Source organism: Methanoregula sp., from assembly GCF_050010295.1.
Classification (GTDB): Archaea; Halobacteriota; Methanomicrobia; order Methanomicrobiales; family Methanospirillaceae; genus Methanoregula.
Genome location: NZ_JBEKLH010000001.1, coordinates 350497 through 370731, shown reverse-complemented (window position 1 = coordinate 370731; position 20235 = coordinate 350497). Strand labels below are relative to the sequence as shown.

The following is a 20235-nucleotide window of genomic DNA, read 5'->3' as shown; positions in this document are numbered from 1 at the left end:
CGCACAACAGTTGATGGGAAATAATTTGGTACCATGGGAGATTACCCGGATCGGTTACACCTATGCCGGACTATTTTTGGTGCGATATGAGTTGGGCCGGAAATTTTTTTGCCCCGATCGGATATAAGGCGAAAATTATTTTGGGCCGATCAAATCCGCGCCGGATTTATCAGCAGGATGCAATAGACAAAAAAACCGGTGTGCCCGTAGCGGGGGCTTCAGATCTGATATTCAGCAAGAAAAAATTCACGGCTCACAGTGCAATCCGTACTTCCTTTGCCGCTTCAACCATGTTCTTGAGTTTCCAGTACGCCGACTCCCGGCTCCGCATCCGCATCCCGCAGTCCGGGTCTATCAGCATGATCTTCGGGTCGAACGTAGCGAGACCCTTCTCGATCCGCTTCCGGATTTCCTGTACCGGCTCAACCTCTTCAGAAGCCGAGTCTACGCACCCGTACCCGAGCATCTTGCCGGCAAGGTCCCTGCGTGAGAGGATATCGAGGTTCGCCGGGTTTCTGGAGAACTCAAAGTCCAGTACATTGACATTGAACTTCAGGAGTTCGTCGAGCACGTTTGCAAGGTTCCCGCAGACGTGCATGCAGGTAGGGATGCGGATTGCCGACGTGATCATCTCCACGGCCTGCTTCCCCACCGCGAGGTCGGCGGTGCCGGTCGAGAGGATCGGCTCATCGATCTGGAGCAGGGCCACCCCGGCAGCCTCCAGGCTCTTTGCCTCGACAATGAGGGCTGAGGCAAGGTCGAGCGCGAGCTCCTCCTTGTTCCGGTACATCGGGGTGCTGATGTGGAGGCCGTGGGCGAGCGTGGAAGGGCCGGTGATGATCCCCTTGACCTTCGGGGCTTTCGAGAGGGCATACTTCGTGTCGCCAACGGTTATCGCCCCTGCAGCCGGCTCCACCTTGCCGATCACGTCCTGCCCTTTGATACCTGGCAGTTGCGCGGTGAACACCTGGATCATGTCCCCCCGGATCTGTCCGTCCGAGATGATGTCGATGCCGGCGGCAATCTGGTCCGCGACCGCAGTCTCTACTGCAGCGTGGAGCGGGTCGAAGAGGCTCCGCAGTCCCCCGCTCTTCGTGACCGGGTAGCTGCCGACCACCGTAGTTGCCAGCACTTTATTGATGAAATACGCTTTTGCCATAAGGGATCCGGGCAGGTGTCTGCTACAGCTGGATTGTCCCGTGTGTAAAAATAGTTCGTGGTCAGGGGACCAGCCGGTGCATGTCCCGCGGGAACAGGACCGCTTCCCGCACATTGGAAAGGCCGAGCATGGTCATGACCAGCCGCTCTGCCCCGAGGCCCCAGCCTGCGTGGGGGGGCATGCCGTACCGGAACGGGCGGAGGTAGAACTCGAAGCTCCCGGGGTTGAGACCTTTCCTGCTGATCTGGTGCACGAGCCGGTCGTACCTGTGCTCCCGCTGGGCGCCGCTTGAGAGCTCCATCCGGGGGTGCATCAGGTCGAACGCCTTGCAGATCGAGGGATCGTTCTCGTACTGCATCGCGTAGTAGGGCCTGATCTCGCTGGGCCAGTCCACGATGAAATAATGCCCGCCCATCTCGGCACCGATCGCCCGCTCGGCCGCGGGGCTGATATCATCGCCATACCTGATGGGGTCCTCGATCGTCTTCTTCGCGATCTCGATTGCTTCACCGTACGGGAGCCTTGGGAACGGGGCTTTCGGGAGGGGGAAGTTCGTAATTTCCAGGTTTGCGAGCTGGGAAGAACACGTCCCGTTCACGTACCCGTAGACCCTGACAATGAGATCCTCGAGGATGCGCATGACCTCAAGGTGGTCGGCAAACGAGACCTCGATATCGATGCTGGTCGCCTCGTTCAGGTGCTTCGTGGTGTTATGCTCTTCAGCACGGAAGATCGGGCCGATCTCGTACACCTTCTCGCAGCCTGCCGCCATCATCATCTGCTTATAGAGCTGGGGGCTCTGGTTGAGGAAAGCCTCCTTGTCGAAGTACGCTATGGGAAACAGCTCGGTCCCGCCCTCGGTTGCTGCTGCAACGATCTTGGGCGTGGTGATGTTGGTGAACCCCTCGTGGTGGAAATACTGGTTGATGGCATGCAGGGCCGCGCTGCGGATCTCGAAGACCGCAGCAACCCGGGGCCTCCGCACGTCAAGGAACCGGGCATCGAGCCGGGTATCCAGCTCGACCGGGACCTTCTCGGATACATCGAGGGGGAGCGGGGTCTCCGCAAGGGAGACGATCTCGAATATCTCGGGCACCAGTTCACGACCGCCGGGAGCCTTGTCGATCGCCTTCACGGTCCCGGTCACCCGGACGACCGATTCGCGGGAGACCGCTTTTGCGGCGGCAAGCACCGCCTCGGGAGCCTTCTTCTTCGGGATGGTCACCTGGATGATGCCGGTCCGGTCGCGGATCAAAAAGAACGCGAGGCCCCCGAGATCCCTGACCTCGTGGACCCAGCCGCAGATCTCCGCGTGGCCGCACTCCGGCGTCACTGATTGTATGGGTATGCGCATCAAAATCCTATAACAATGGGCCGGGGGGGGTTATGGAGTTTATGGGAGACTGCCTTGGTCGAAGAATTCCGATGAATTCTCCTCCTCCTCGAGGTTCTGTCGAACCTCTCGGATCCCGCAGGGAAGGGCAGGCTGGAGAAGAAATTCAAAAAAGAATTTCTTCGACTATGGTAGTACCAGCACCAAGGGAAGAGCGGGCCGGGACACGACAAATCCACAATCCATATAATATTCCGGGAACTCCTGTACAATGGAAGACCTATGGCGGACAGTTCCCGAAGTGCTGATACAAAGGGCGCACGAGGCTGGAGTACCGGGACGAAGGTCCTGCTCGGCGTCGTACTCCTGATCATCGTCATTGCAACCCTCGCTGTTTTTACCCTCACCATCGCAGTGCTCGATACGACGACCGGGACGGCGCTCCCGTACACCACGACGTACAAGGTTACCCTCCCGGACGGGGAGCCGATCACAATCGGGAGCAGCCACATCCTTGTCATGTCGTATAACAACGAGATGGTGACAGACGTGGACGGGACAAAAGAGAAGCTGGTGGTCGGACAGGAACGGGTGATCAGTCCCCGGCACGCACGGATAACCGTCATGGGGGTCCCGGTCTTTGAGACAGACTTCCAGATCACCCTGACCTATCTCGGTTCGTCCGGAGGAACCGCCGACTTCACCATGACCGTCAGGACATCCAACCAGGTCCCGGAACTCGTACTCAGGCACCTGATCCCGCCTGACATGAACGCCCAGCCGGCCTGAACCGGCAACAACCCGGAATGCCTGAAGCCAAATAATCTTTTTTACTGTCGTGCGGTTGCCCCGGTCAGTTTTTCTACGTTGGATCGGGTAAAAAAGCCGTCAAAACCACCATACCGTTGGATGTATTCGTTGACGATCAGGGTGGAGGGCGAAGGTTCTGAGAAGATCTGTTTGAGTCCTTCCTCTTCAGAACCTGCCAGCTCGAGCAGGAACTTCATCCCGTCTTTTTTCAGGTTCTTTATCGTCGCCTCGATATTCTCGGTCCGGAACGCCATATGATGGGCCCGGGTCCCGTAGTTCCGGATGAACTTCTCGGTAGGCCCGGACACCTCTTCCGAGACGAAGGGGGTGATCCCGGAAGTGAACACCATGGCAAAATCGTCAGGGTTGCGCCGTGCCACGCTCGTGATCGAGTTGAGGGACCTGACATGCACGCCGAAATCGTAATGGTAATTGGTGAGACCGACAAATTCGAGGATGGCAGCCTTCCGGTCCTGGGCCCGCACACGGGTGGCAACATGGTCGAGCTCAAAGATATTGCCGAGGTGGCGGAACGACGGCTTTTCAAGGTCAGGTGAGACCCGGGTCGCACCCGGTGGTGCATAGGTCTTCATATCGTCCTGCCATTCAATGAACCCGATCGAGTTTCCGGTGAACGGGGAGGGAACGGTCTGGATGAACAGGAAGTAATCCGATTCCCGGGGACCGGCAGTGAGGAACTTCACCCCCCTTTTCTTCTGGACCGCCACGTATTGCCGGATATCCGGCGTGGAGAAGACGAACGTCTCGAGCCGTGTATTGGGGAGGTGTGCAGTCAGCCGGGCTTTATTGACACCGGCAAACGGGTTTGGCGCCCCGCCGCGTGACAGTATGATAAGGGACGCTGATCCCGGGAGGCCGAGGACATAGCTCTGCGCGTCGGCGTTAAAAAATGCCTCGTGGCACGAGAGGCCGGTATACCTCAGCAGTTCGTAGACGGCGGGGACGAGGTTGTCGGGTTCGGTGGTGATGATGACAGAATCAAGGCCGCCGACAAGCCCTTCGAGTCCTGCATCGCTCCGTTCGCTCCTTGCCCGCACCTCTTCCTGTACCAGTTCCTCCTCTTCCGCAGATACTGAAGCCAGATCCGGGTCCTGTGGCATCTTCATGAGCGACCGTCCTCAATGAATAGTTCCGCACCGCTTCAATATTAATTACTGTGCATGACCCGTCCGGCCATGCTGAAAGATCGGAACGGTACCGTTTCTGGCTTTTGCACTGGAGTCTATCCCGCGCCGGTTAACAGGTTTCACGATCCCTCAATAAGTTAACAGAACCCGGAAAAATACTATTTATATGCGTGTACCATATGGAATAAAGGTGAATTCATGAAAACCGTCCATGAACCCACGTATTCCTTTGTCATTCTCACGCTTGTTCTCGTCGTTGTCAACATCCTCCTCGCCCAGCTCTCCGGTGCTCTCTTCCCTACGGGCGTGAGCGGGGTCTCCTGGCTGTATCCTGCCGTTGCGTTCATGATCCTCTTCACGCTCTGGTTCGGTGCCTACGGTGCAATTGCCGCGTATGCCGGAACGCTGATCGGCTCGGGGCTCCTCTCTTCCGGAAGCATTGCCAGCCATCCCGATGTTGCGATATACTGGGCTGTTGCCGGACTCCTTCAGGTCCTTATCCCGCTGGTGGCGCTCCGCACCTTCGAAATCGATCTGACGCTGAAAAACCGGCGGGACATATCCCTCCTCCTCCTCTTCGGCGTCGTGATCAACAATATCGTCGGTGCCGCATGGGGTGCCTGGACTCTCGGGCTCGGCAACGTAATCCCTGGCGGCCAGATCGGCAGTGTCTTCTCCAGCTGGCTGATCGGCAACATCATCGTGACCGTCCTGATCGTACCGGTTGCACTCCGGGTCTTCACACCATCCATCCAGAAATCAAAATTGTTTGTAAAATATTACTGGGAATAACTTTTTTTTGATCCTGTCTCTTTTTGAATTGTCAGAAGTCCGGCGGACTATTGTCCCGGCAACCGGGCCGGTCATAGCAACCAGCAAAGACGCCATAGATGCATTTTTCATTCCGGTTTTGACGACAGGGTACTCTGTACCCCCGGCCTTTTCTCTCGTAAGGGATAATTTTCCTGCCTGGTATCGGTTTCGTGAAAAAATCGTAAAAAGGTTACTTCACAACCGGATCCAGTTCATGGGTGGTCATCTTGAGGGTTACGGGGATCCCGACGGCAATAATGAAGAGGAACAGGCTGATCCAGAGCTGGACCCCCAGGACGAGGAGGAACGTTGCCCACAGGAGGGCCACAAGGACAAGCAGGTACAGGAAGAACAGGGACCGGGCCTGACGGGGATTTCTCACTTCAACAAACGCAACCACCGGGTTGATGGCGGCAAGAGCGGCGACCAGGATACTGAGCTGGAGTATCTCGCCACGCTGCAGGAGGAATACTGCCCAGAGCACAGCAGCGAAAAGGATCAGGAAGAAGAATACCCGTGTCCTGTTTTCCTGAAGTACATCTTCGATACCCATAGTTGAGGGATATTGCTCAATTTATAAAAAACATCCGCGTGGTTCTGCCCGTGTTCTCTCATTTCGCTATTGACCGGCGGGCTATCTGACACGTCCCCGTCCGCTGCATGCCATCCGGGGGCACCGATGGCGAGAAATACAGGATTTCCGGCCGCCGATATCGCGGATATCCTGAGGTGCACCCGACGGGATGAACACGATCTGGCCTTAAGGGACGGGCGCGCTCCCGCGGCCGATATATATCCCCGATCCCTTTGAGAATAGAGGAGAGTTCCGCTGACGTATTCAGACAATGAGGGAGCGGCGATTCACCGGGCTGGGCAACCGGGAGGGCGACACTGCACCCGAGACCTCCCGCCAGTCCACCTTATAGGGATGAAGGAGTTCGAAGAGCCGGGACTGGTCTTGGACCCGTTTCGTCAGGACAGTCGGTGAAATCGCGGATGATCATGGGCGATTTCACAAAAATGATGCCCCTGCCTGCTCTACGTGTCCTCCCTTTCCCTGACCTGTTCAAGACTTAACCGGGTACCGTACATCTTTATGATGCCCGGCAAGAATTATTACAACAGGTGATATCGTGAAGATCATCGGAATCAACGCGAGCCCGAAAGGGGAGAAGAGCCAGACCCGGCGGCTTGTCATGGGAGTGCTCGAAGGAGCACGCCAGGCGGGAGCGGATGTAACGTTCATAGACATCTGTGGCCTCGATATAAAGTACTGCACTGCATGCGGGACCTGTTATGCGAAGGGCGAGTGCATCAACGATGACGACTTTCCCGCGCTTCTCGAAAAGATGATGGAAGCGGACGGGATCGTGCTCGGTTCACCGAATTATATCAACCAAGTTACGGCCCAGCTCAAAACGGTACTCGACCGGATGGCCGACTCGATCCACTGCCAGTCATTTGCCGGGAAGTACGGGTGCGGTGTCTGCACGGCGGGGGGTTCCATGGCAGACGAGGTTGCCGACTACATGAACGCCACGCTCCAGAACCTCGGGGCAACAACAGTAGGAAGAGTCGGCGTGCTTATCGGCGCAGACCCGAATGCCATCACCGGCGGAGAACAACAGGCAAAGGAACTCGGGCGAAGACTGGCCGAGGCCGTCAGGACGAAGTGGAAAGACCCGGCCCAGGAAAAATACCACCACGAGCGCAAAGAGTACTTCAAACGCCTGGTGTCATTCAACAAAGAATTCTGGAAGCATGAGTACGATTACTGGAAGGACCTCGGGGAACTGTAAGTCCTTTCTCATTTTTTGAATCGCCTTCCGGCTATACTATGATCCTTTCCCGTCCTTTTCCTCCCGACCTGTTTTCATTCCGGCGCTGGCCCTTTCCGGCTGACCGCGCTTTTTTTTGATCGCGGTGATCCGGCATAGGAGCACTCACCAGCGGTCCGGAATGCCCACGGCGAGTGGCGAAGCAAAGACGTACACCGGCAGGACCAGCGCGGCGACCACCTGGTTATACCACGGAAGATCTGAAATGGGGAGCACTCCGAGAGCAAACACCCAGACAACAACCCCAAGAGTCGATACGATCAGCTGTACCAGGTCGGTCACCTGTTCGGCCTTCCAGAGATAGAGAGGTGTCCCTATGATCCCCACAAGAACTATCCAGAGGGCAATCCTGGGAAAAAATGGTCCGGTGCCCAGGACCGCGTACGTCGCGCCATACGCAGCTACGAAGAGTACAATCACTTCTACGGGAACATACTTGATCAGCCGTTCACGGTAGGTGTCAGGCAGGACATCAGCTGCAGGGCCACCCGTTGATCCCGTTGTCACTGCTTCGCGGTTTCGTAATGTAACCACCAGTCGCATTGCCATACCTCACGTGGTAGTATCCCCCGGATCGGAAATAGGTTGTGAACCTGCCATGGCAGCAGGATGAGGGGGACAGAAGAATTCCCGCACGGTAGTTGGGAGAGAATGTACCGGAAAAGGCAAAAAACACCCTGCCGGCCCTGTGGCGATACCGGCAGAGGCCTTTGATCCCTCCGGGCAAGTGCTGTGTGCGGAAACAAAGGGTATGATCAGGGGCGTACCGGAGGAGAGGGTACCAGGCAATACTACCAGAAGCTGCGATCAGACTGCAGGCTTATGTTCCCTGCACAGAGAAGAGCAGTCGTTGCAGTCCCCGCTGCACGGTTCCACATGGATGGAGATGCTCGCCCTCGGGAACTCAAGAAGGATATCGGACTCGAGATGATCGGAAAGATCGTGCGCTTCCTGGACCGTGGTATCTTTTGCCACGACCAGGTGGAGGTCGATGAACCGGTCGGCACCGGACCTTCTCGTTCTCAGGGCATGGAAATTGGCATAGTCCGTCGCATGATCGCACAGGATCTGCTTGATCCGGTCCTCCTCCTTATCGGAGAGGCGGCGATCGGTGAGGGTGCCAAAGGAGCGTACCGTCAGTTCGTATGCTGCGTGCATGATAACAACGGCAACCCCGAAAGCGAAGAGCTGGTCGAGAATCACGATACCGGTGAGTTTGATCAGGACCAGCCCTGCCATGATCCCAAGGGAGGTATAGACATCGGTGCGGAGGTGCCAGGCGTCGCTTTCAAGGGCGATGGACTCGGTTGCTTTTGCCACATTCATCAGGCGACCGGAAACGTAAAAATTCACCACCGCCGAAACCCCCATGACAGCGATACCGACATACAGCAGCGTGCCGGTGTCCAGGCCGGTCTCACCGTGGATGAGTTTCATGACGGCTTCGTACATGATCAGGACAGCGGCAGCAAAGATGAGCAGGGCCTCGAAAAAACCGGATATGTCCTCGAATTTGCCATGCCCGAACCGGTGGATCTCGTCCGGCGGCTCACTTGCTTTCTTTATCGACAAGTACGCAATAAGGGCGGCGAGGAGGTCTATCCCCGAGTGAAGGGCTTCGGAGATGATGGCGAGCGAGCCGACAGCCGACCCGACAGCGAGTTTCATGACGACAAGGGATATATTGGAGATGACCGAGAGCCGGGCGGTCTGCTGTTTGGCACCAGCGGACTGGCCGGTCACCGCTTTCTTATAAGAAAAAAACCCGAACATGGTGTCAGTATCACTGTTTCGCTGGCAGGGAAAAAAGACTTCGGAATGGATTATTTTCCGATAACTCCCCTGGACCGGATGTTTGCTCAAAAAACGGAGGGGGTTTATGGAGAAGTCCGGTTCTTGATCATCTCGAGAGCTTCGAACGCTTCCTTACGCACCGCAACATTATCGTCGGAAAGCAGCCCGGTCAGGTGATCAACAGCTTTGGCGTCACCAATCTCACCAAGCAGGAGCGCTGCCCGCTTCCGCACATCGCTCTGGTCGTCTTTCAGCACCATGATGAGCGGTGTCGTTGCCGGCTGGCCCAGCATCCAGAGCGCCTCCATGGCACCGGTCCTCATCCGGTTGTCGCCTTCCCGGAAGACCTGCATGAGCGGGGCAATGGCAGGTACGCCAAGCGCTGCAAGGGATCGTACTGCTTCGCTCCTGACGAGCCGTTCAGGATCGTCAAATGCATCGATAATCGGGCCAATGGCTTTCGTGTTCCCGATCTGGCCGAGCACTTCGGCAGCACCCCTGCGGATGCCGGGGTTCGGATCCTTCAGGGCTGATATCAGGGCATCGACGGAAGGCTCGCCAATCGTGATCAGGGCCATCGCGGCACGGCGACAGACATCCTCGTTCACATCAACAAGGGCGCGGATCAGCGGCCCGATGGACGGCCCGCCCAGGGAGCAGAGGGTAGCCATCGCGGCACCCCTGACCTGCTCCTGTGCATCATTGAGGCTTTCGACAAGATGAGGGACTGCCTGTGGATCGCCGATCCTGCCTAACGCAACGGCAGATTCGCGCCTGACGCCCGCGTCGGCGTCTTTCAGGGACTCGATCAGGGCGGGTACTGCCCTCCCTTCTCCCATGATACCGAGCGCCTGCACGGCGCCACGCCGGATGAGCGGGTGGTGGTTCGTGGTCGCCTGGATGAGAGGCGCGACCGATGGCTCGCCGATCAGCTGGAGCGCCCGTATTGTCTCCTGCCGGATATCGTCCCATGGTTCATCCAGTGCACCGATCAGCGGGGCAACTGCCGGGGCGCCGATCTTGCCAAGGGTGTCGGCTGAGCCCCTCCGGATGATCCAGTATTCATCCTTCAGACCCTGTATCAGTGGTTCGATGAAGGGTTCACCAAGATCACCGACAGACCGGACTGCTGCCCACCGGGCGTCGAGGTCCCCCTCCGTCAGGGCCCTGAGGAAGTTCTCTGAGCGCTCCTTCTGTGCACGGAGGCGCGCTTCATCTTCCTCTCCTTTTCCCGATTTGAACATGTTGAGGAATTTCTTGATAATGCCCATGGTGTTCTCCGAACGAATATTAGTATAAAATCATTCAAATAGGTATCGGATGGCTGGTTCGGGTTTTTATTTTCATTGCGCCGAGTATTTGCCGAATATTTGAGGATCTCCTCCATTCAATGACATTTTTATTCCACAGACCGGAAAGAAAAACGGGAATTTGTCACCAGCGCCGGAGTATTTCAGGCGGGCTGTGCCATCAGGTGCTGGAGAGTGAGAAGACTGAGGATGCGGAAGCCGTCATTTGTGCATCGTTGACATTTATCGTATACGATCCGCCCGGCATCGAATAGGATGTCCCATATTTGTACGTCCAGGAGTTGTCGGCATTAACCGACTGCGTCCCGAGGCTGACGCCATTGGAAAATTGCCCCGGACCGGACAAGGTCAGGATGACGCTCTGGGCACCGGTCGTGCACATGCCGGAAAAGGTTATGGTATCGCCAATTTTGTAGGAATACCTGCCCGTTATGACGGTAACCTGACCCCCGCCGACGACAGTGAACGCATCCCTCACGGACGTTGCCTTTTGAGTGTCGCTTGCGAGAATGCTATAGGAACCGGCCAGGACTGAAGACCCCGGGTTCCAGGTATATTGCCAGGTCCCGTCGTCACCGACTTTTACCAGGAACAGGTTCACCCCATTCGTATATTTTCCCGGGCCGGAGAGGACCAGCTGCACGATATCGCCCGGGGTACCGGTGCCGGAAAATGTCTGCGAGTTGCCAACGATCATAGGGTCCTTTCCAACATTCAGGGTAAGTGCCTGCGGGGAAGAAGGAGCGGGGGTGGTTTCAACCTGAACAAGCGACGAAGGGTTCGCGATCATGCCGGCAGGGATCAACGCTGCATAGATTACCGACGAACCCGACGATACCGTAATATTCGTGTACCAGCTCTGGTACCCGGGGTACCGGTATTCGAGGGTGTGATCTCCCGGATTTATACCGGGTAAGGTGCTCGGCGTAGTCCCCTGGTACTGGCTGTCGAGGTATATCTGGGCACCGGAGGGCGAGGATGAAAAATTGAGCGTACCTTTTGCCGTATTCGGGGCGGATATGCATCCTGCAATGAGGATACTGAAAATTACCATGGGGATAACTAGTTTCCGGAACATTTCCTCTCCTCCATCATCGACTGGATATCTGGATTGAACCCTGAAATACTTTTTTAATACATCGATTGGCACAAAAAGTCTGTCAGCATTTCCGGACCAGCTCCAGAATATCGTGTGCCAGAGCGATGCTCTTATCTTCATCCGTCATCAGGGTGTCAAACCGTACCGAGTCGCTCACCTGCACCGGGTCGCGGATGTCCTGTACGAAAATATCGGTGATCCCTTCGTAACAGGTGAAAGTGCCGATCGAACTCGGTTCAAATCCCGAGGCCTTCATAAGCACCCCTGCCGGGCCGCTGACCGGTGCGTCACCGATAAACGGGCTGACGGCGATGACAGGTTTTCCCCCGAGTGCCTGCTTCATCCCTTCGCACGAGAGGATCGGCAGGATACTGGTGATTGGGTTGGAGGGACCGATGATAACGGCGTCACTGGCCGCAACAGCCAACAGCACTTCTTCCGTGGCCACCGGGGGTTCGTCGTAACTGCGAAGGACTTCCTCGATCTCGATCTTGCCTTTCGCTCTCACCCAGTACTCCTGGAAATGGATCAGGCCGAGATCGGTCTTGACCTGGGTCGTCACCTCGGTATCGGTCATGGGGAGGACGTTCTCCCGGACGCCGAACCGCTCGCAGAGGATTTTTGTCACATTGGTGAGGCGCATGCCGTTGCGCATCATCTCGCCGCGGGCGATGTGGACGGCCCGGTCCCTGTCGCCGATGGCGATGAACTCATCGGCCCCGAGGCGGGTGACCTCTTCGTGGGTAGTAAAGGTATCGCTCCGGATCCCCCACCACGTCTCCGTGTTGAGAATACCGGCGAACAGGTACATGACCGTGTCAAGGTCAGGAGAGATGTGGTTTCCTGATATCCAGATGTCTTCGGCAGTATTGACCACAACCGAGATCTCGTGCCGGTCCATGACCTTCTGCATGCCCCGCAGGAGCTTCGGGGTGCCGGTCCCGCCAGAAAGGAACGTTATCATTACTCAATACTTTTATGCGATGTATATGAAGATTCTTTTAGTGAATCTGTGAAGATCATCAAGGACCCGGTCCATGGCTACGTGGAGGTGGAGGATTTCGCGCTCACCCTGCTCGATTCCCCGGCGCTGCAGCGCCTCCGCTACATCAAGCAGCTCGGTTTTTCCTATCTGGTCTACCCCGGTGCAAACCATACGCGCTTCGAGCACTCGCTCGGGACTATGTTCCTCGCCGATGTGGCAGGCAGGAGGTTCGGACTATCGGAAGACGAGCGGACCCTTGTCACGGCCGCGGCCCTCCTCCACGATATCGGGCACGGGCCGTTCTCGCACGCGAGCGAGCCGCTGATGGAAGAGTTCCTCCACCGCACCCACGACAACATCGAGGCAATCGTTGAAGATCAGGTGGGAGACCTGCTCAGGAAGTCAGGGATACAACCGGACGAGCTCTGCACGGTCATAAAAGGAGACCATCCCCTCTCGGGGATCATCCATGGTGACCTCGATGTCGACCGGATGGACTACCTGCTCCGGGATGCTTATTATACCGGGGCCCCGTACGGGACGGTGGATGCCCAGCGCCTGATCCGGTACCTGATCCACACGCCGGAAGGGACGGTGCTGGATGAAAACGGGGTGAACGCAGCCGAATCCCTCCTGATCGCCCGCACGCTCATGCGCCCCTCGGTCTATTACCACCACGTAAGTCGTATCGGTGAGAGCATGTTCCAGCTGGCGGTGCTGGAACACCTGCGGGAGACCCGGGTAACGCCGGAGTCCCTCCTCAGCATGGATGACTCCACCTGTCTCCAGGCCCTGCGCACATCTGCAAGCCCTGTTGCCAGGGACCTTTCGCGCCGCCTGTACGAGCGGCGGCTGTACAAACGGGCACTCTACGTGGGGAGCGGGCAGGTCAACGCGGTACCGTTCCAGGACGGGATCCCCATCGAGAGATGCCGCGAATTCGCCCGGCAGATCGCGGACTGCGCAGGTATCAGCCCGCACGAGGTGCTGGTGGACATCCCTTCCATCCCCAGTGAGTTGTCGCTGGGCGTGCGGGTGAAAAACCGGCATACCGTGGTCAGTTTCGAGGAGATCTCGCCCCGGATACGGACGTTCAATGCAACGCGGCGGGAACAGTGGCGCCTCGGCATCTATACGCTCCCTGAGTTCCGGGAAAGAGTCGCCGAGGCAGGGTGCGAGGTCCTGCACATCAGGAAACCCACCCGCCAGGACACCCTTTTTTGATCCGACACATGCCGGCCTGGCAGGGATTCCATCGCTGAAGTCCAGCGGAAATGACACCATTCCACAAATAAAAAATAATATAGCACGGTTCCCAAACATTCCCCATAATGAGAAACCGTGTCATTGCCATACTCCTGCTCATCGGTGCTGGAGCGATCCTTGCCGGATGTACTGCTCCACCGGCCCAGTCACCGCCGGCTGCGACGACTCCGGCCATGACTGCAGCGCCGGTCACGACAACTGCAGTCCCTCAGTTCTCATTTACGCTGGGGCAGGAGTATCTCCATAAAAAATATTCATTTGCCAGTGAAAGCGAAACATTTTCGGAGCAATTCCATGTTACGAACGATCCGTGGGCAATTGTTTTTACCGTGAACCCGACAAATCTCGATCCCCAGTATACCTGGTTCGAAATCACGGCAACCAACATAGATTCCGGCCGGTCGGAGACCTTTGGCTATGGCCGCAGTTACCCTCTGGACAAATACCAGCAGCACCCTATGTACAATGCAGGCCCCTACAGGTTTGATCTGAAGGGCAACCGTGTGAGCGTAGATGTAATTATTGCCAAGCGGAACCCGTAATCTCTCTACGATGGAAAAATGGTGAAAGGAACATGATCGAAGACTGGATTGTAGCGGCCTGCTGCGCAGTGGCCGTGGTGATAGTCATCGCCATCGCCTTCCTGAAGCTGCGCAGCGCAGAACGGCGGATGCACGAGAGCACCCACAAGCTCAGGGTGTATACGGACCTGCTCAATGCCATCACCGAGCTGAACCTTGCCGGTGGCGACCCGTACAAGATGGACATCGCAAAGAAGAACCTTGCCCTGACGCTCAACCGTTTGAACCTCGTGGGGAGCGGCGGGGTCCTGAGGAGCACCAACGACCTGCTGGATTTCCTCAATGAACACAAGGACAAGGAATACGACACGCTCCGCCTCCACAACATCCTCAATACCCTGGTCATCGAGGCGCGCCGCGACCTCAATCCGTCCCATGCCCGGAAGGTCGAGGAGGCCCAGGTCAGGTACCGCTTCTTCGCCCCGCCCAAAACCCGGTAACAAGGGCCCGGGCGGGCGGATCCCGGCATAAACTCTTTTTGTCATAAACCCGACATTGGTATCACAGGAGAGCGGAACGCAACCATGAAGAGAGAGTTCGCAGTCGGAGTGACGGGCGCGAGCGGGGCCTGCTATGCCCGGCGCCTGCTGGAGGTGCTCTGCAGGGACGCAACGGTACACATCATCGTATCGGACGTGGCACAACAGATTGCCGGCCATGAAGGGGTCTCGTTTGAAGGTTTCGATGCGGTCTACCATGACATCGATAAGATCGCCGCACCTATCGCGAGCGGCTCCCACCGGTTTGACGGCCTCGTTGTGATCCCGTGCAGCCAGAAGACGCTTGCCGCAATCGCAACCGGCTACGCCGACAACCTGATCACCCGCACGGCCGATGTCTGCCTCAAGGAGCACCGGAAGTGCATCCTTGTCACCCGCGAGACCCCGCTCTCGAAGATCCACCTGAAGAACATGCTGGCCGCCGGGGACGCCGGCGCAACGATCATGCCCGCCTGCCCGGCATTCTACCACAACCCGAAGACCATCGACGACCTCGTGGACATGGTCGTCGCGCGCGTGCTCGACCATCTCGGGGTGGAGCATGACCTCATCAGACGCTGGAATGGTTACGATGCGTGAATTCATAGAGAAGATGCGAAAGCGGGACATGGTCATCGATATCGATGAGCCGGTCTCGGCAGACATGCAGGCCCCGAAGATGGCAGCCACCACCGACAAGCTCCTGTTCTTCCATAATATCGACGGGGGGCGTGCGGTCATGAACCTCACCGCGAGCCGGACCTCGCTCTCCGTTGCCCTTGGCATCGACGGGAAACAGATCGTGAAGACCCTTGCCGATGCAAAATTTGACGGGAAAGTGGTGCAGGACGGCACCCTGCCGATGAAAAAACCCGACCTCTCCCACCTGCCGATCATGCACCACTTCCCGAAAGACGCAGGGAAGTACCTCACTTCGGCTATCGTTTTTTCCCGGTTCGATGGCGTGGAGAACGCTTCGATCCACCGGATGCTGGTGCTCGACGACCACCGGGTGGCGGCCCGGCTTGTCGAGGGGCGGCACACGCACGTGATGCACAGGAAAGCACTCGCGAAAGGCGAGAAACTTCCCATCGCCGTGACCATCGGGACCCACCCGGCAGTCACGTTTGCGAGCTGCACCCGGGTGCCGACCGGCATGGAGCTTGGATATGCAGCAGAACTTCTCGGCGGCGAAATCCGGGTACGGAAGTGCAGTAACGGGGTGCTTGTGCCCGATGCGGAGATCGTGCTCGAAGGGTTTATCGGCCCCGATCTCACGGACGAAGGGCCGTTTGTCGATATCACCGGGACCTATGATCCTGTCCGGCGCCAGCCGGTCATCGAGTTCACGGGTATGTATACAAAACCGGATTTCATCTACCATGGTATCCTGCCCGGGGGAGACGAGCATAAAGTGCTGATGGGGGCGCCCTACGAGCCGAAGATCTACCGCGCAGTGGCCGGGGTTACCGAAGTGAGAAACGTGGTCCTGACCAAGGGCGGCTGCGGCTACCTCCACGCGGTGATCCAGATCAAAAAGAGCACGCAGGGCGATGCAAAGAACGCGATCATGGCCGCATTCGCCGCCCACACCTCGCTCAAGCACGTCGTTGTCGTTGACGAGGACATCGACCCCTGCGACCCCAACGACGTGGAGTACGCGGTCGCGACCCGGGTCAGCGGCGACCGGGACATCATGGTGATCACCGGCGTGAGAGGGTCATCCCTCGACCCCTGCCAGCTGGAGGACGGCACGAACGTCAAGGTCGGGATCGACGCAACGATGGTGCTCGGCCGCGAGGACGAATTCTCCCGTGCGACGTGGTGAACCGGATGCAACTCGAACCTGAGGACGAACGGGTCCTTGCCGGAGAAGAGGGCGAGACCCGGCAGAGGATGCTGGAGCTCCTCGTCGCGCTGGGGAAGGTCTTCGGTGCGGAGCAGCTGGTCAGGATCCGGAGCGCACAGGTGAGCGGCGCGTCCTACAAGACGATTGGCGAGTACGGCCTCCAATGGCTCTCGACCCTCGATGCCCGGGCCGTGGTGCCGGCGGTGCTGAACCCGATCGGGATGCCTCGCGGGCGCTGGCAGGAGATGGGGGTGGACGAGGACTTTGCGCAGAAGCAGCAGGCCGTGGTCGCTGCCTACGAGCGGCTCGGCATCGGCCTCGAATGCACCTGCACGCCCTACTACCTGCACGAGACCGGCTTTGGCGACCACCTCGCCTGGTCGGAGTCGTCCGCGGTCAGCTACGCGAATTCGGTCATCGGTGCCCGGACCAACCGGGAAGGAGGGCCCGGCGCCCTTGCCGCCGCACTGGTCGGGAAAACACCCTGCTACGGTCTTCACCTTGCAAAAAACCGGAGGCCCCAACTGGTCATCCGGGTGCAGGCCGACACCCGCGACTGGAGCATCGCACATTTCGGGGCGCTGGGCTACCACGCAGGAAAACTGGCGGGCAACCGCATCCCGTTCTTCTCGGGAATAACCCCGGACCGCGACCAGCTCAAGGCCCTCGGGGCAGCGATGGCGGCGACCGGGGCCGTGGCGCTCTACCATGTGGAGGGCATCACGCCCGAGGCGGTGAAGGTACCGTTCGATCTCGGCGGTCTCGAGACCATCGCCGTGGAATCCGATGAGATCCGGCACCTGTTCAGGGAGATCCCGGTCGATGCGGTCGCAGTCGGCTGCCCGCACTGCTCCCCTGCAGAACTGGAAGAGATCGCAAGGCTCCTGAAGGGAAAACTGGTCACGATGCCGCTCTACATCTTTGCGGCGCAGGGCGTCATCGAGGCCAACCAGCGGGTTGCCGACACCATCGAGAAGAGCGGTGCCCGGGTCTTTGCGGACACCTGCATGGTGGTCTCGCCGGTCATGGAGCAGTACGAGGCCATCATGGTGAACAGCGGTAAGGCGCTCGCGTATGTCCCGGACATGTGCGCCGCGGTGGCCCGGATCGGGACGATCGAAGAGTGCGTGAAGGTGGCGACGGAGTAGAGGGGTAACAGTTTGATATTCTGGGGAAGCCCACGCGGCTGGGGCGAAAGGCCCGTTGAGCGTCAGACCCCCGCCGGTACCGTCGTGCACCGTCGATATCCTTTCCTTTCACCCACCCCCGCCACAACCAAAACCTTATCTCCTCACCCGATCCTCCATCCAAACAGATCTACACAGGCCGGTTTTTTCCCTTGTAAAAAACCCGGTCGGGTAATCCGGGGCAATACAGGCATTTCCCGAAAAACCCCCTCAAAAAAGGGCCGAAACAGGCCGGTCGGTGAAATCCGGAAAAATGGAAAAGAAGCCCGATACAAGCCCGGATTGGCTTTTTTCACCAAAATAAGGGGGTGAGACCTCCATAGGTCAAAAAGGGGATCTCATTTCCTGCTCTCCGACGGTGATACAGGGCAGGACAGGGGTACCCCGGGCACCACCCCCTGTAGTACCGGGGTTCCGTCAGCCCGGATCTCGATGAGCCGGTCGTCAAGGATCCGGAAATACTGCCAGATCCCTCTTCTGGTACCGGGTGATTCGCTGTCATTTTCCAGGTGGTATGATGGTGCCACCCCTGTTTCAAAAACCTTTCTGAACGGTTCATCCGGACCTGGCAATTTTTTAAAATTCCCCCAACCGATCTGGCAATTTAAAAATTCTTGGAAATCAATCCGAAAATTTGTTCCAAAGAGATCACATTCCGGCATTGCTCCTTATGTTTCCGGCGGATATCAAAAAAGCAAGATCACTTCACCGAGAGCAGGACTTTTTCCACCTCCGCCACCACGGTATGCTGCGGCGTTTTGTCAAGATCGATGTATTTTCCGACATCAAGGATCCGCCGGACGTCGTCCTTTGAGATCCGGGAAAACGGTATCTTGTCCCATTTTGACTGTTCGGCATTTGCCCATGCTGCGCTCAGGAGCCGCTCCAGCAGGTGGATCTCATCCCCGCTGAAGGACTTCCAGTCAGGTCCGATATTACTCCGCATCTTCTCAATGATCTTCTCCACGCTCTTTTCCTTGTGGAGCTGGTACATTCTTCTCCCGATCTCGGTCTTTGTCACGTCCGGCATTTTATTCCCCCCTCATTTGTTCAGATGATGAAACAATCCCGCTCCCTGCCTATATTCCTTGTGGCCGGGGTGAGAGATTGAACCCGGGGAAAAATCCGGAGATCCAAAAAAGATGGATACAACCGACACAAGCAATTTAAACCGGAACTTGTATAATTCCCACAAAATAGTCGTATGTCCCGCGTAGCTGATGATACTCTTGGCAGGAGGCGTTTCCAGGTCCGGAAGGAAAAAGCAGTAGAGCATGCCCTCGAAAGGATTCGCCGCGCGAAGGATTCCGGATGGAGATCGTGCTCGGATGAAGATTATGCAGCATTGAGGGAAGTTCTGGGGGAGATCTGGATCAACGTCGACCGTGAGCGATGGGAAACCTACAGTTTTGCAAAACTTACCGGAGATGAGGTACATTCCCTCATCGCTGCCGGGAGGGATCTCCGTTCCGGAGACGTCCTGAATGCTGAAACTCTCGCGGCACTGGACGCGATTCTCGGGCGCTCCCCTGTCGGGCCCTAAGCCGGGATATCCGGACCATTCGGAATTTTTCCGGAACTATTCTCCATAGTTTAATATAGCTGCAATCTGTTAGGTTCTATCATTAGGAGGTGTGGATGTGGCAGGCTGGGAAGTACCCATCGGGGCGGCATTAGCCTTTTCCGCGGGTGCGATTGGAACAGGGTGGGCACAATCGAGGATTGGTGCAGCCGGAGCAGGGACGATTGCAGAAAAACCCGAGACCGCGGGGTCTATCATCATCATCGAAGCTATCCCGGAAACGCTGGTGATTCTGGGGTTCGTGATCGCATCAATGATCATCCTGATGGTCAAGTAATCCTAGAACCAGAGGTGCAGTAGTTTCACTTCGTTCCCGTCTCCACGGATCGTCACCGAACTCCCGTACCGGGAACAACCGGGAGTATCCTGTTCTTACAGCTGGTGATTCCGGGACCTTCAGACAGGACGGGAAAGCCTATGGCGTATGAAAATCTTTTGAAGTCGGTAGAGGAGAGTGCCACGGAACGGGAGCGGGAGCTCCGGGAAAAGGCACGCGTTGCGATCGATGAGATCAAGGCGCAAACAAGGAAGCAGGCAGAAGAGATACAACAATCGTACCTGTCAGGTGCAGAAAAATCTGCGGGAGTTGAAAAGAACAAACTGCTCTATCTCACAAAAGGTGAGAATAAGGAACTTATCATAACTATCAAGGAGAAGATCTTTTCTTCAGCTTTTCATGAGGCCGGGCAGCAGCTTTCAGCGGTGCGGGAGCATCCGGGATACCCGGCGATATTTGAAAAACTGGTACATGAGGCCATCGGGGCTGTGGGGGAGGACCGGTTTTCGGTCCATATCGACAAACGGGACGAGGATCTCCTGCGAAAGACGCTCTCTGCCATGCGGGTCTCCTGTGAAGTAGTCACCGACCTGGAGTGTGCAGGAGGTCTCGTGGTGAGTTCTCCTGACGGAGCCGTGGTGATCTCCAATACGATCGAGTCCCGGCTTGAACGGGCACAAGAGCGAAAGAGACACGAGATCTATTCGGTCCTGTTCGGGGGTTGA

At 57.3% G+C, this 20235-nt stretch carries 23 protein-coding genes; 12 read left to right on the top strand and 11 right to left on the bottom strand.

Annotated elements, in window-relative coordinates:
• Nucleotides 1-253 precede the first annotated feature (253 nt).
• Nucleotides 254-1159 carry a methionine synthase gene (locus tag ABSB80_RS01965; protein WP_428367618.1) on the bottom strand — a complete coding sequence of 302 codons (906 nt, stop codon included), beginning with the start codon at nt 1157-1159 and terminating at the stop codon, nt 254-256.
• Nucleotides 1160-1220: 61 nt separating this feature from the next.
• Entirely contained in the window at nt 1221-2513 is a 1293-nt protein-coding gene (gene aspS, locus ABSB80_RS01960; protein WP_428367616.1) for an aspartate--tRNA(Asn) ligase, read from the bottom strand.
• A gap of 261 nt (nt 2514-2774) precedes the next feature.
• Between aspS and ABSB80_RS01955 the strand changes: the two genes are divergently transcribed.
• A complete protein-coding gene (locus ABSB80_RS01955) occupies nt 2775-3281 on the top strand; it encodes a hypothetical protein (protein WP_428367614.1) in 507 nt (168 codons plus the stop codon).
• Nucleotides 3282-3322: 41 nt separating this feature from the next.
• Here the strand turns inward: ABSB80_RS01955 and ABSB80_RS01950 are convergent, their stop codons facing one another.
• On the bottom strand, nt 3323-4429 hold the full coding sequence (locus ABSB80_RS01950) for a hypothetical protein (protein ID WP_428367612.1): 1107 nt from the start codon (nt 4427-4429) through the stop codon (nt 3323-3325).
• A gap of 219 nt (nt 4430-4648) precedes the next feature.
• Between ABSB80_RS01950 and ABSB80_RS01945 the strand changes: the two genes are divergently transcribed.
• A complete protein-coding gene (locus ABSB80_RS01945) occupies nt 4649-5242 on the top strand; it encodes a hypothetical protein (RefSeq protein WP_428367610.1) in 594 nt (197 codons plus the stop codon).
• Nucleotides 5243-5453: 211 nt separating this feature from the next.
• On the opposite strand, the gene ABSB80_RS01940 is transcribed toward ABSB80_RS01945, so the two are convergent.
• Nucleotides 5454-5816, bottom strand: coding sequence for a hypothetical protein (locus tag ABSB80_RS01940; RefSeq protein WP_428367608.1), 363 nt, complete (start codon nt 5814-5816; stop codon nt 5454-5456).
• Nucleotides 5817-6396: 580 nt separating this feature from the next.
• Between ABSB80_RS01940 and ABSB80_RS01935 the strand changes: the two genes are divergently transcribed.
• Nucleotides 6397-7062 carry a flavodoxin family protein gene (locus tag ABSB80_RS01935; RefSeq protein WP_428367606.1) on the top strand — a complete coding sequence of 222 codons (666 nt, stop codon included), beginning with the start codon at nt 6397-6399 and terminating at the stop codon, nt 7060-7062.
• Nucleotides 7063-7206: 144 nt separating this feature from the next.
• On the opposite strand, the gene ABSB80_RS01930 is transcribed toward ABSB80_RS01935, so the two are convergent.
• The 5 genes from ABSB80_RS01930 to cofD form a co-directional block, all read right to left on the bottom strand.
• Nucleotides 7207-7650, bottom strand: coding sequence for a hypothetical protein (locus ABSB80_RS01930; RefSeq protein ID WP_428367604.1), 444 nt, complete (start codon nt 7648-7650; stop codon nt 7207-7209).
• Between the two features lie 258 nt (nt 7651-7908).
• Nucleotides 7909-8874 (bottom strand): cation diffusion facilitator family transporter, encoded by a 966-nt coding sequence (locus tag ABSB80_RS01925; RefSeq protein WP_428367602.1) that lies wholly within the window; start codon nt 8872-8874, stop codon nt 7909-7911.
• Between the two features lie 104 nt (nt 8875-8978).
• Nucleotides 8979-10166: a HEAT repeat domain-containing protein gene (locus ABSB80_RS01920; RefSeq protein WP_428367600.1), complete on the bottom strand. Its 1188-nt coding sequence runs from the start codon at nt 10164-10166 to the stop codon at nt 8979-8981.
• A 199-nt stretch (nt 10167-10365) separates the two neighbouring features.
• Nucleotides 10366-11283: a PEGA domain-containing protein gene (locus tag ABSB80_RS01915; RefSeq protein ID WP_428367598.1), complete on the bottom strand. Its 918-nt coding sequence runs from the start codon at nt 11281-11283 to the stop codon at nt 10366-10368.
• 82 nt (nt 11284-11365) lie between these two features.
• On the bottom strand, nt 11366-12268 hold the full coding sequence (cofD, locus tag ABSB80_RS01910; RefSeq protein WP_428367596.1) for a 2-phospho-L-lactate transferase: 903 nt from the start codon (nt 12266-12268) through the stop codon (nt 11366-11368).
• 48 nt (nt 12269-12316) lie between these two features.
• Between cofD and ABSB80_RS01905 the strand changes: the two genes are divergently transcribed.
• The 6 genes from ABSB80_RS01905 to ABSB80_RS01880 all read left to right on the top strand — a co-directional run bounded on the left by ABSB80_RS01905 (nt 12317) and on the right by ABSB80_RS01880 (nt 17612).
• Nucleotides 12317-13513, top strand: a complete 1197-nt coding sequence (locus ABSB80_RS01905; protein WP_428367594.1) for an HD domain-containing protein — start codon at nt 12317-12319, stop codon at nt 13511-13513.
• Nucleotides 13514-13620: 107 nt separating this feature from the next.
• The gene (locus ABSB80_RS01900) at nt 13621-14097 is read left to right on the top strand and encodes a hypothetical protein (RefSeq protein ID WP_428367592.1); all 477 of its coding nucleotides are present in this window, start codon (nt 13621-13623) and stop codon (nt 14095-14097) included.
• Nucleotides 14098-14129: 32 nt separating this feature from the next.
• A complete protein-coding gene (locus ABSB80_RS01895; protein WP_428367590.1) occupies nt 14130-14576 on the top strand; it encodes a hypothetical protein in 447 nt (148 codons plus the stop codon).
• 84 nt (nt 14577-14660) lie between these two features.
• Entirely contained in the window at nt 14661-15215 is a 555-nt protein-coding gene (locus ABSB80_RS01890) for a UbiX family flavin prenyltransferase (RefSeq protein WP_428367588.1), read from the top strand.
• On the top strand, nt 15208-16443 hold the full coding sequence (locus tag ABSB80_RS01885; RefSeq protein WP_428367586.1) for a UbiD family decarboxylase: 1236 nt from the start codon (nt 15208-15210) through the stop codon (nt 16441-16443). Before ABSB80_RS01890 ends, ABSB80_RS01885 begins: the two co-directional genes overlap by 8 nt.
• A 5-nt stretch (nt 16444-16448) precedes the next feature.
• Nucleotides 16449-17612: an aconitase X gene (locus ABSB80_RS01880; protein WP_428367584.1), complete on the top strand. Its 1164-nt coding sequence runs from the start codon at nt 16449-16451 to the stop codon at nt 17610-17612.
• Nucleotides 17613-17989: 377 nt separating this feature from the next.
• On the opposite strand, the gene ABSB80_RS01875 is transcribed toward ABSB80_RS01880, so the two are convergent.
• Nucleotides 17990-18178: a hypothetical protein gene (locus ABSB80_RS01875; RefSeq protein WP_428367582.1), complete on the bottom strand. Its 189-nt coding sequence runs from the start codon at nt 18176-18178 to the stop codon at nt 17990-17992.
• A 173-nt stretch (nt 18179-18351) separates the two neighbouring features.
• The gene (locus ABSB80_RS01870; RefSeq protein WP_428367580.1) at nt 18352-18681 is read right to left on the bottom strand and encodes a hypothetical protein; all 330 of its coding nucleotides are present in this window, start codon (nt 18679-18681) and stop codon (nt 18352-18354) included.
• Nucleotides 18682-18855: 174 nt separating this feature from the next.
• Between ABSB80_RS01870 and ABSB80_RS01865 the strand changes: the two genes are divergently transcribed.
• From ABSB80_RS01865 to ABSB80_RS01855, 3 genes are all read left to right on the top strand, one after another.
• Nucleotides 18856-19194 (top strand): hypothetical protein, encoded by a 339-nt coding sequence (locus ABSB80_RS01865; RefSeq protein ID WP_428367578.1) that lies wholly within the window; start codon nt 18856-18858, stop codon nt 19192-19194.
• Nucleotides 19195-19291: 97 nt separating this feature from the next.
• Nucleotides 19292-19510 carry an ATPase gene (locus ABSB80_RS01860; protein ID WP_428367576.1) on the top strand — a complete coding sequence of 73 codons (219 nt, stop codon included), beginning with the start codon at nt 19292-19294 and terminating at the stop codon, nt 19508-19510.
• Between the two features lie 140 nt (nt 19511-19650).
• A complete protein-coding gene (locus ABSB80_RS01855; protein ID WP_428367574.1) occupies nt 19651-20235 on the top strand; it encodes a V-type ATP synthase subunit E in 585 nt (194 codons plus the stop codon).

Excerpts from the sequence above, each read along its gene's own strand:
- ABSB80_RS01895 (WP_428367590.1), top strand. The coding sequence starts at position 14,130 with ATGATCGAAGACTGGATTGTAGCGGCCTGCTGCGCAGTGGCCGTGGTG.
- ABSB80_RS01865 (WP_428367578.1), top strand. The coding sequence starts at position 18,856 with ATGTCCCGCGTAGCTGATGATACTCTTGGCAGGAGGCGTTTCCAGGTC.
- ABSB80_RS01950 (WP_428367612.1), bottom strand. The coding sequence starts at position 4,429 with ATGAAGATGCCACAGGACCCGGATCTGGCTTCAGTATCTGCGGAAGAG.
- ABSB80_RS01930 (WP_428367604.1), bottom strand. The coding sequence starts at position 7,650 with ATGGCAATGCGACTGGTGGTTACATTACGAAACCGCGAAGCAGTGACA.
- ABSB80_RS01915 (WP_428367598.1), bottom strand. The coding sequence starts at position 11,283 with ATGTTCCGGAAACTAGTTATCCCCATGGTAATTTTCAGTATCCTCATT.
- ABSB80_RS01925 (WP_428367602.1), bottom strand. The coding sequence starts at position 8,874 with ATGTTCGGGTTTTTTTCTTATAAGAAAGCGGTGACCGGCCAGTCCGCT.
- ABSB80_RS01885 (WP_428367586.1), top strand. The coding sequence starts at position 15,208 with ATGCGTGAATTCATAGAGAAGATGCGAAAGCGGGACATGGTCATCGAT.
- aspS (WP_428367616.1), bottom strand. The coding sequence starts at position 2,513 with ATGCGCATACCCATACAATCAGTGACGCCGGAGTGCGGCCACGCGGAG.
- ABSB80_RS01890 (WP_428367588.1), top strand. The coding sequence starts at position 14,661 with ATGAAGAGAGAGTTCGCAGTCGGAGTGACGGGCGCGAGCGGGGCCTGC.
- ABSB80_RS01855 (WP_428367574.1), top strand. The coding sequence starts at position 19,651 with ATGGCGTATGAAAATCTTTTGAAGTCGGTAGAGGAGAGTGCCACGGAA.
- ABSB80_RS01920 (WP_428367600.1), bottom strand. The coding sequence starts at position 10,166 with ATGGGCATTATCAAGAAATTCCTCAACATGTTCAAATCGGGAAAAGGA.
- ABSB80_RS01965 (WP_428367618.1), bottom strand. The coding sequence starts at position 1,159 with ATGGCAAAAGCGTATTTCATCAATAAAGTGCTGGCAACTACGGTGGTC.
- cofD (WP_428367596.1), bottom strand. The coding sequence starts at position 12,268 with ATGATAACGTTCCTTTCTGGCGGGACCGGCACCCCGAAGCTCCTGCGG.
- ABSB80_RS01955 (WP_428367614.1), top strand. The coding sequence starts at position 2,775 with ATGGCGGACAGTTCCCGAAGTGCTGATACAAAGGGCGCACGAGGCTGG.
- ABSB80_RS01870 (WP_428367580.1), bottom strand. The coding sequence starts at position 18,681 with ATGCCGGACGTGACAAAGACCGAGATCGGGAGAAGAATGTACCAGCTC.
- ABSB80_RS01880 (WP_428367584.1), top strand. The coding sequence starts at position 16,449 with ATGCAACTCGAACCTGAGGACGAACGGGTCCTTGCCGGAGAAGAGGGC.
- ABSB80_RS01940 (WP_428367608.1), bottom strand. The coding sequence starts at position 5,816 with ATGGGTATCGAAGATGTACTTCAGGAAAACAGGACACGGGTATTCTTC.
- ABSB80_RS01900 (WP_428367592.1), top strand. The coding sequence starts at position 13,621 with ATGAGAAACCGTGTCATTGCCATACTCCTGCTCATCGGTGCTGGAGCG.
- ABSB80_RS01945 (WP_428367610.1), top strand. The coding sequence starts at position 4,649 with ATGAAAACCGTCCATGAACCCACGTATTCCTTTGTCATTCTCACGCTT.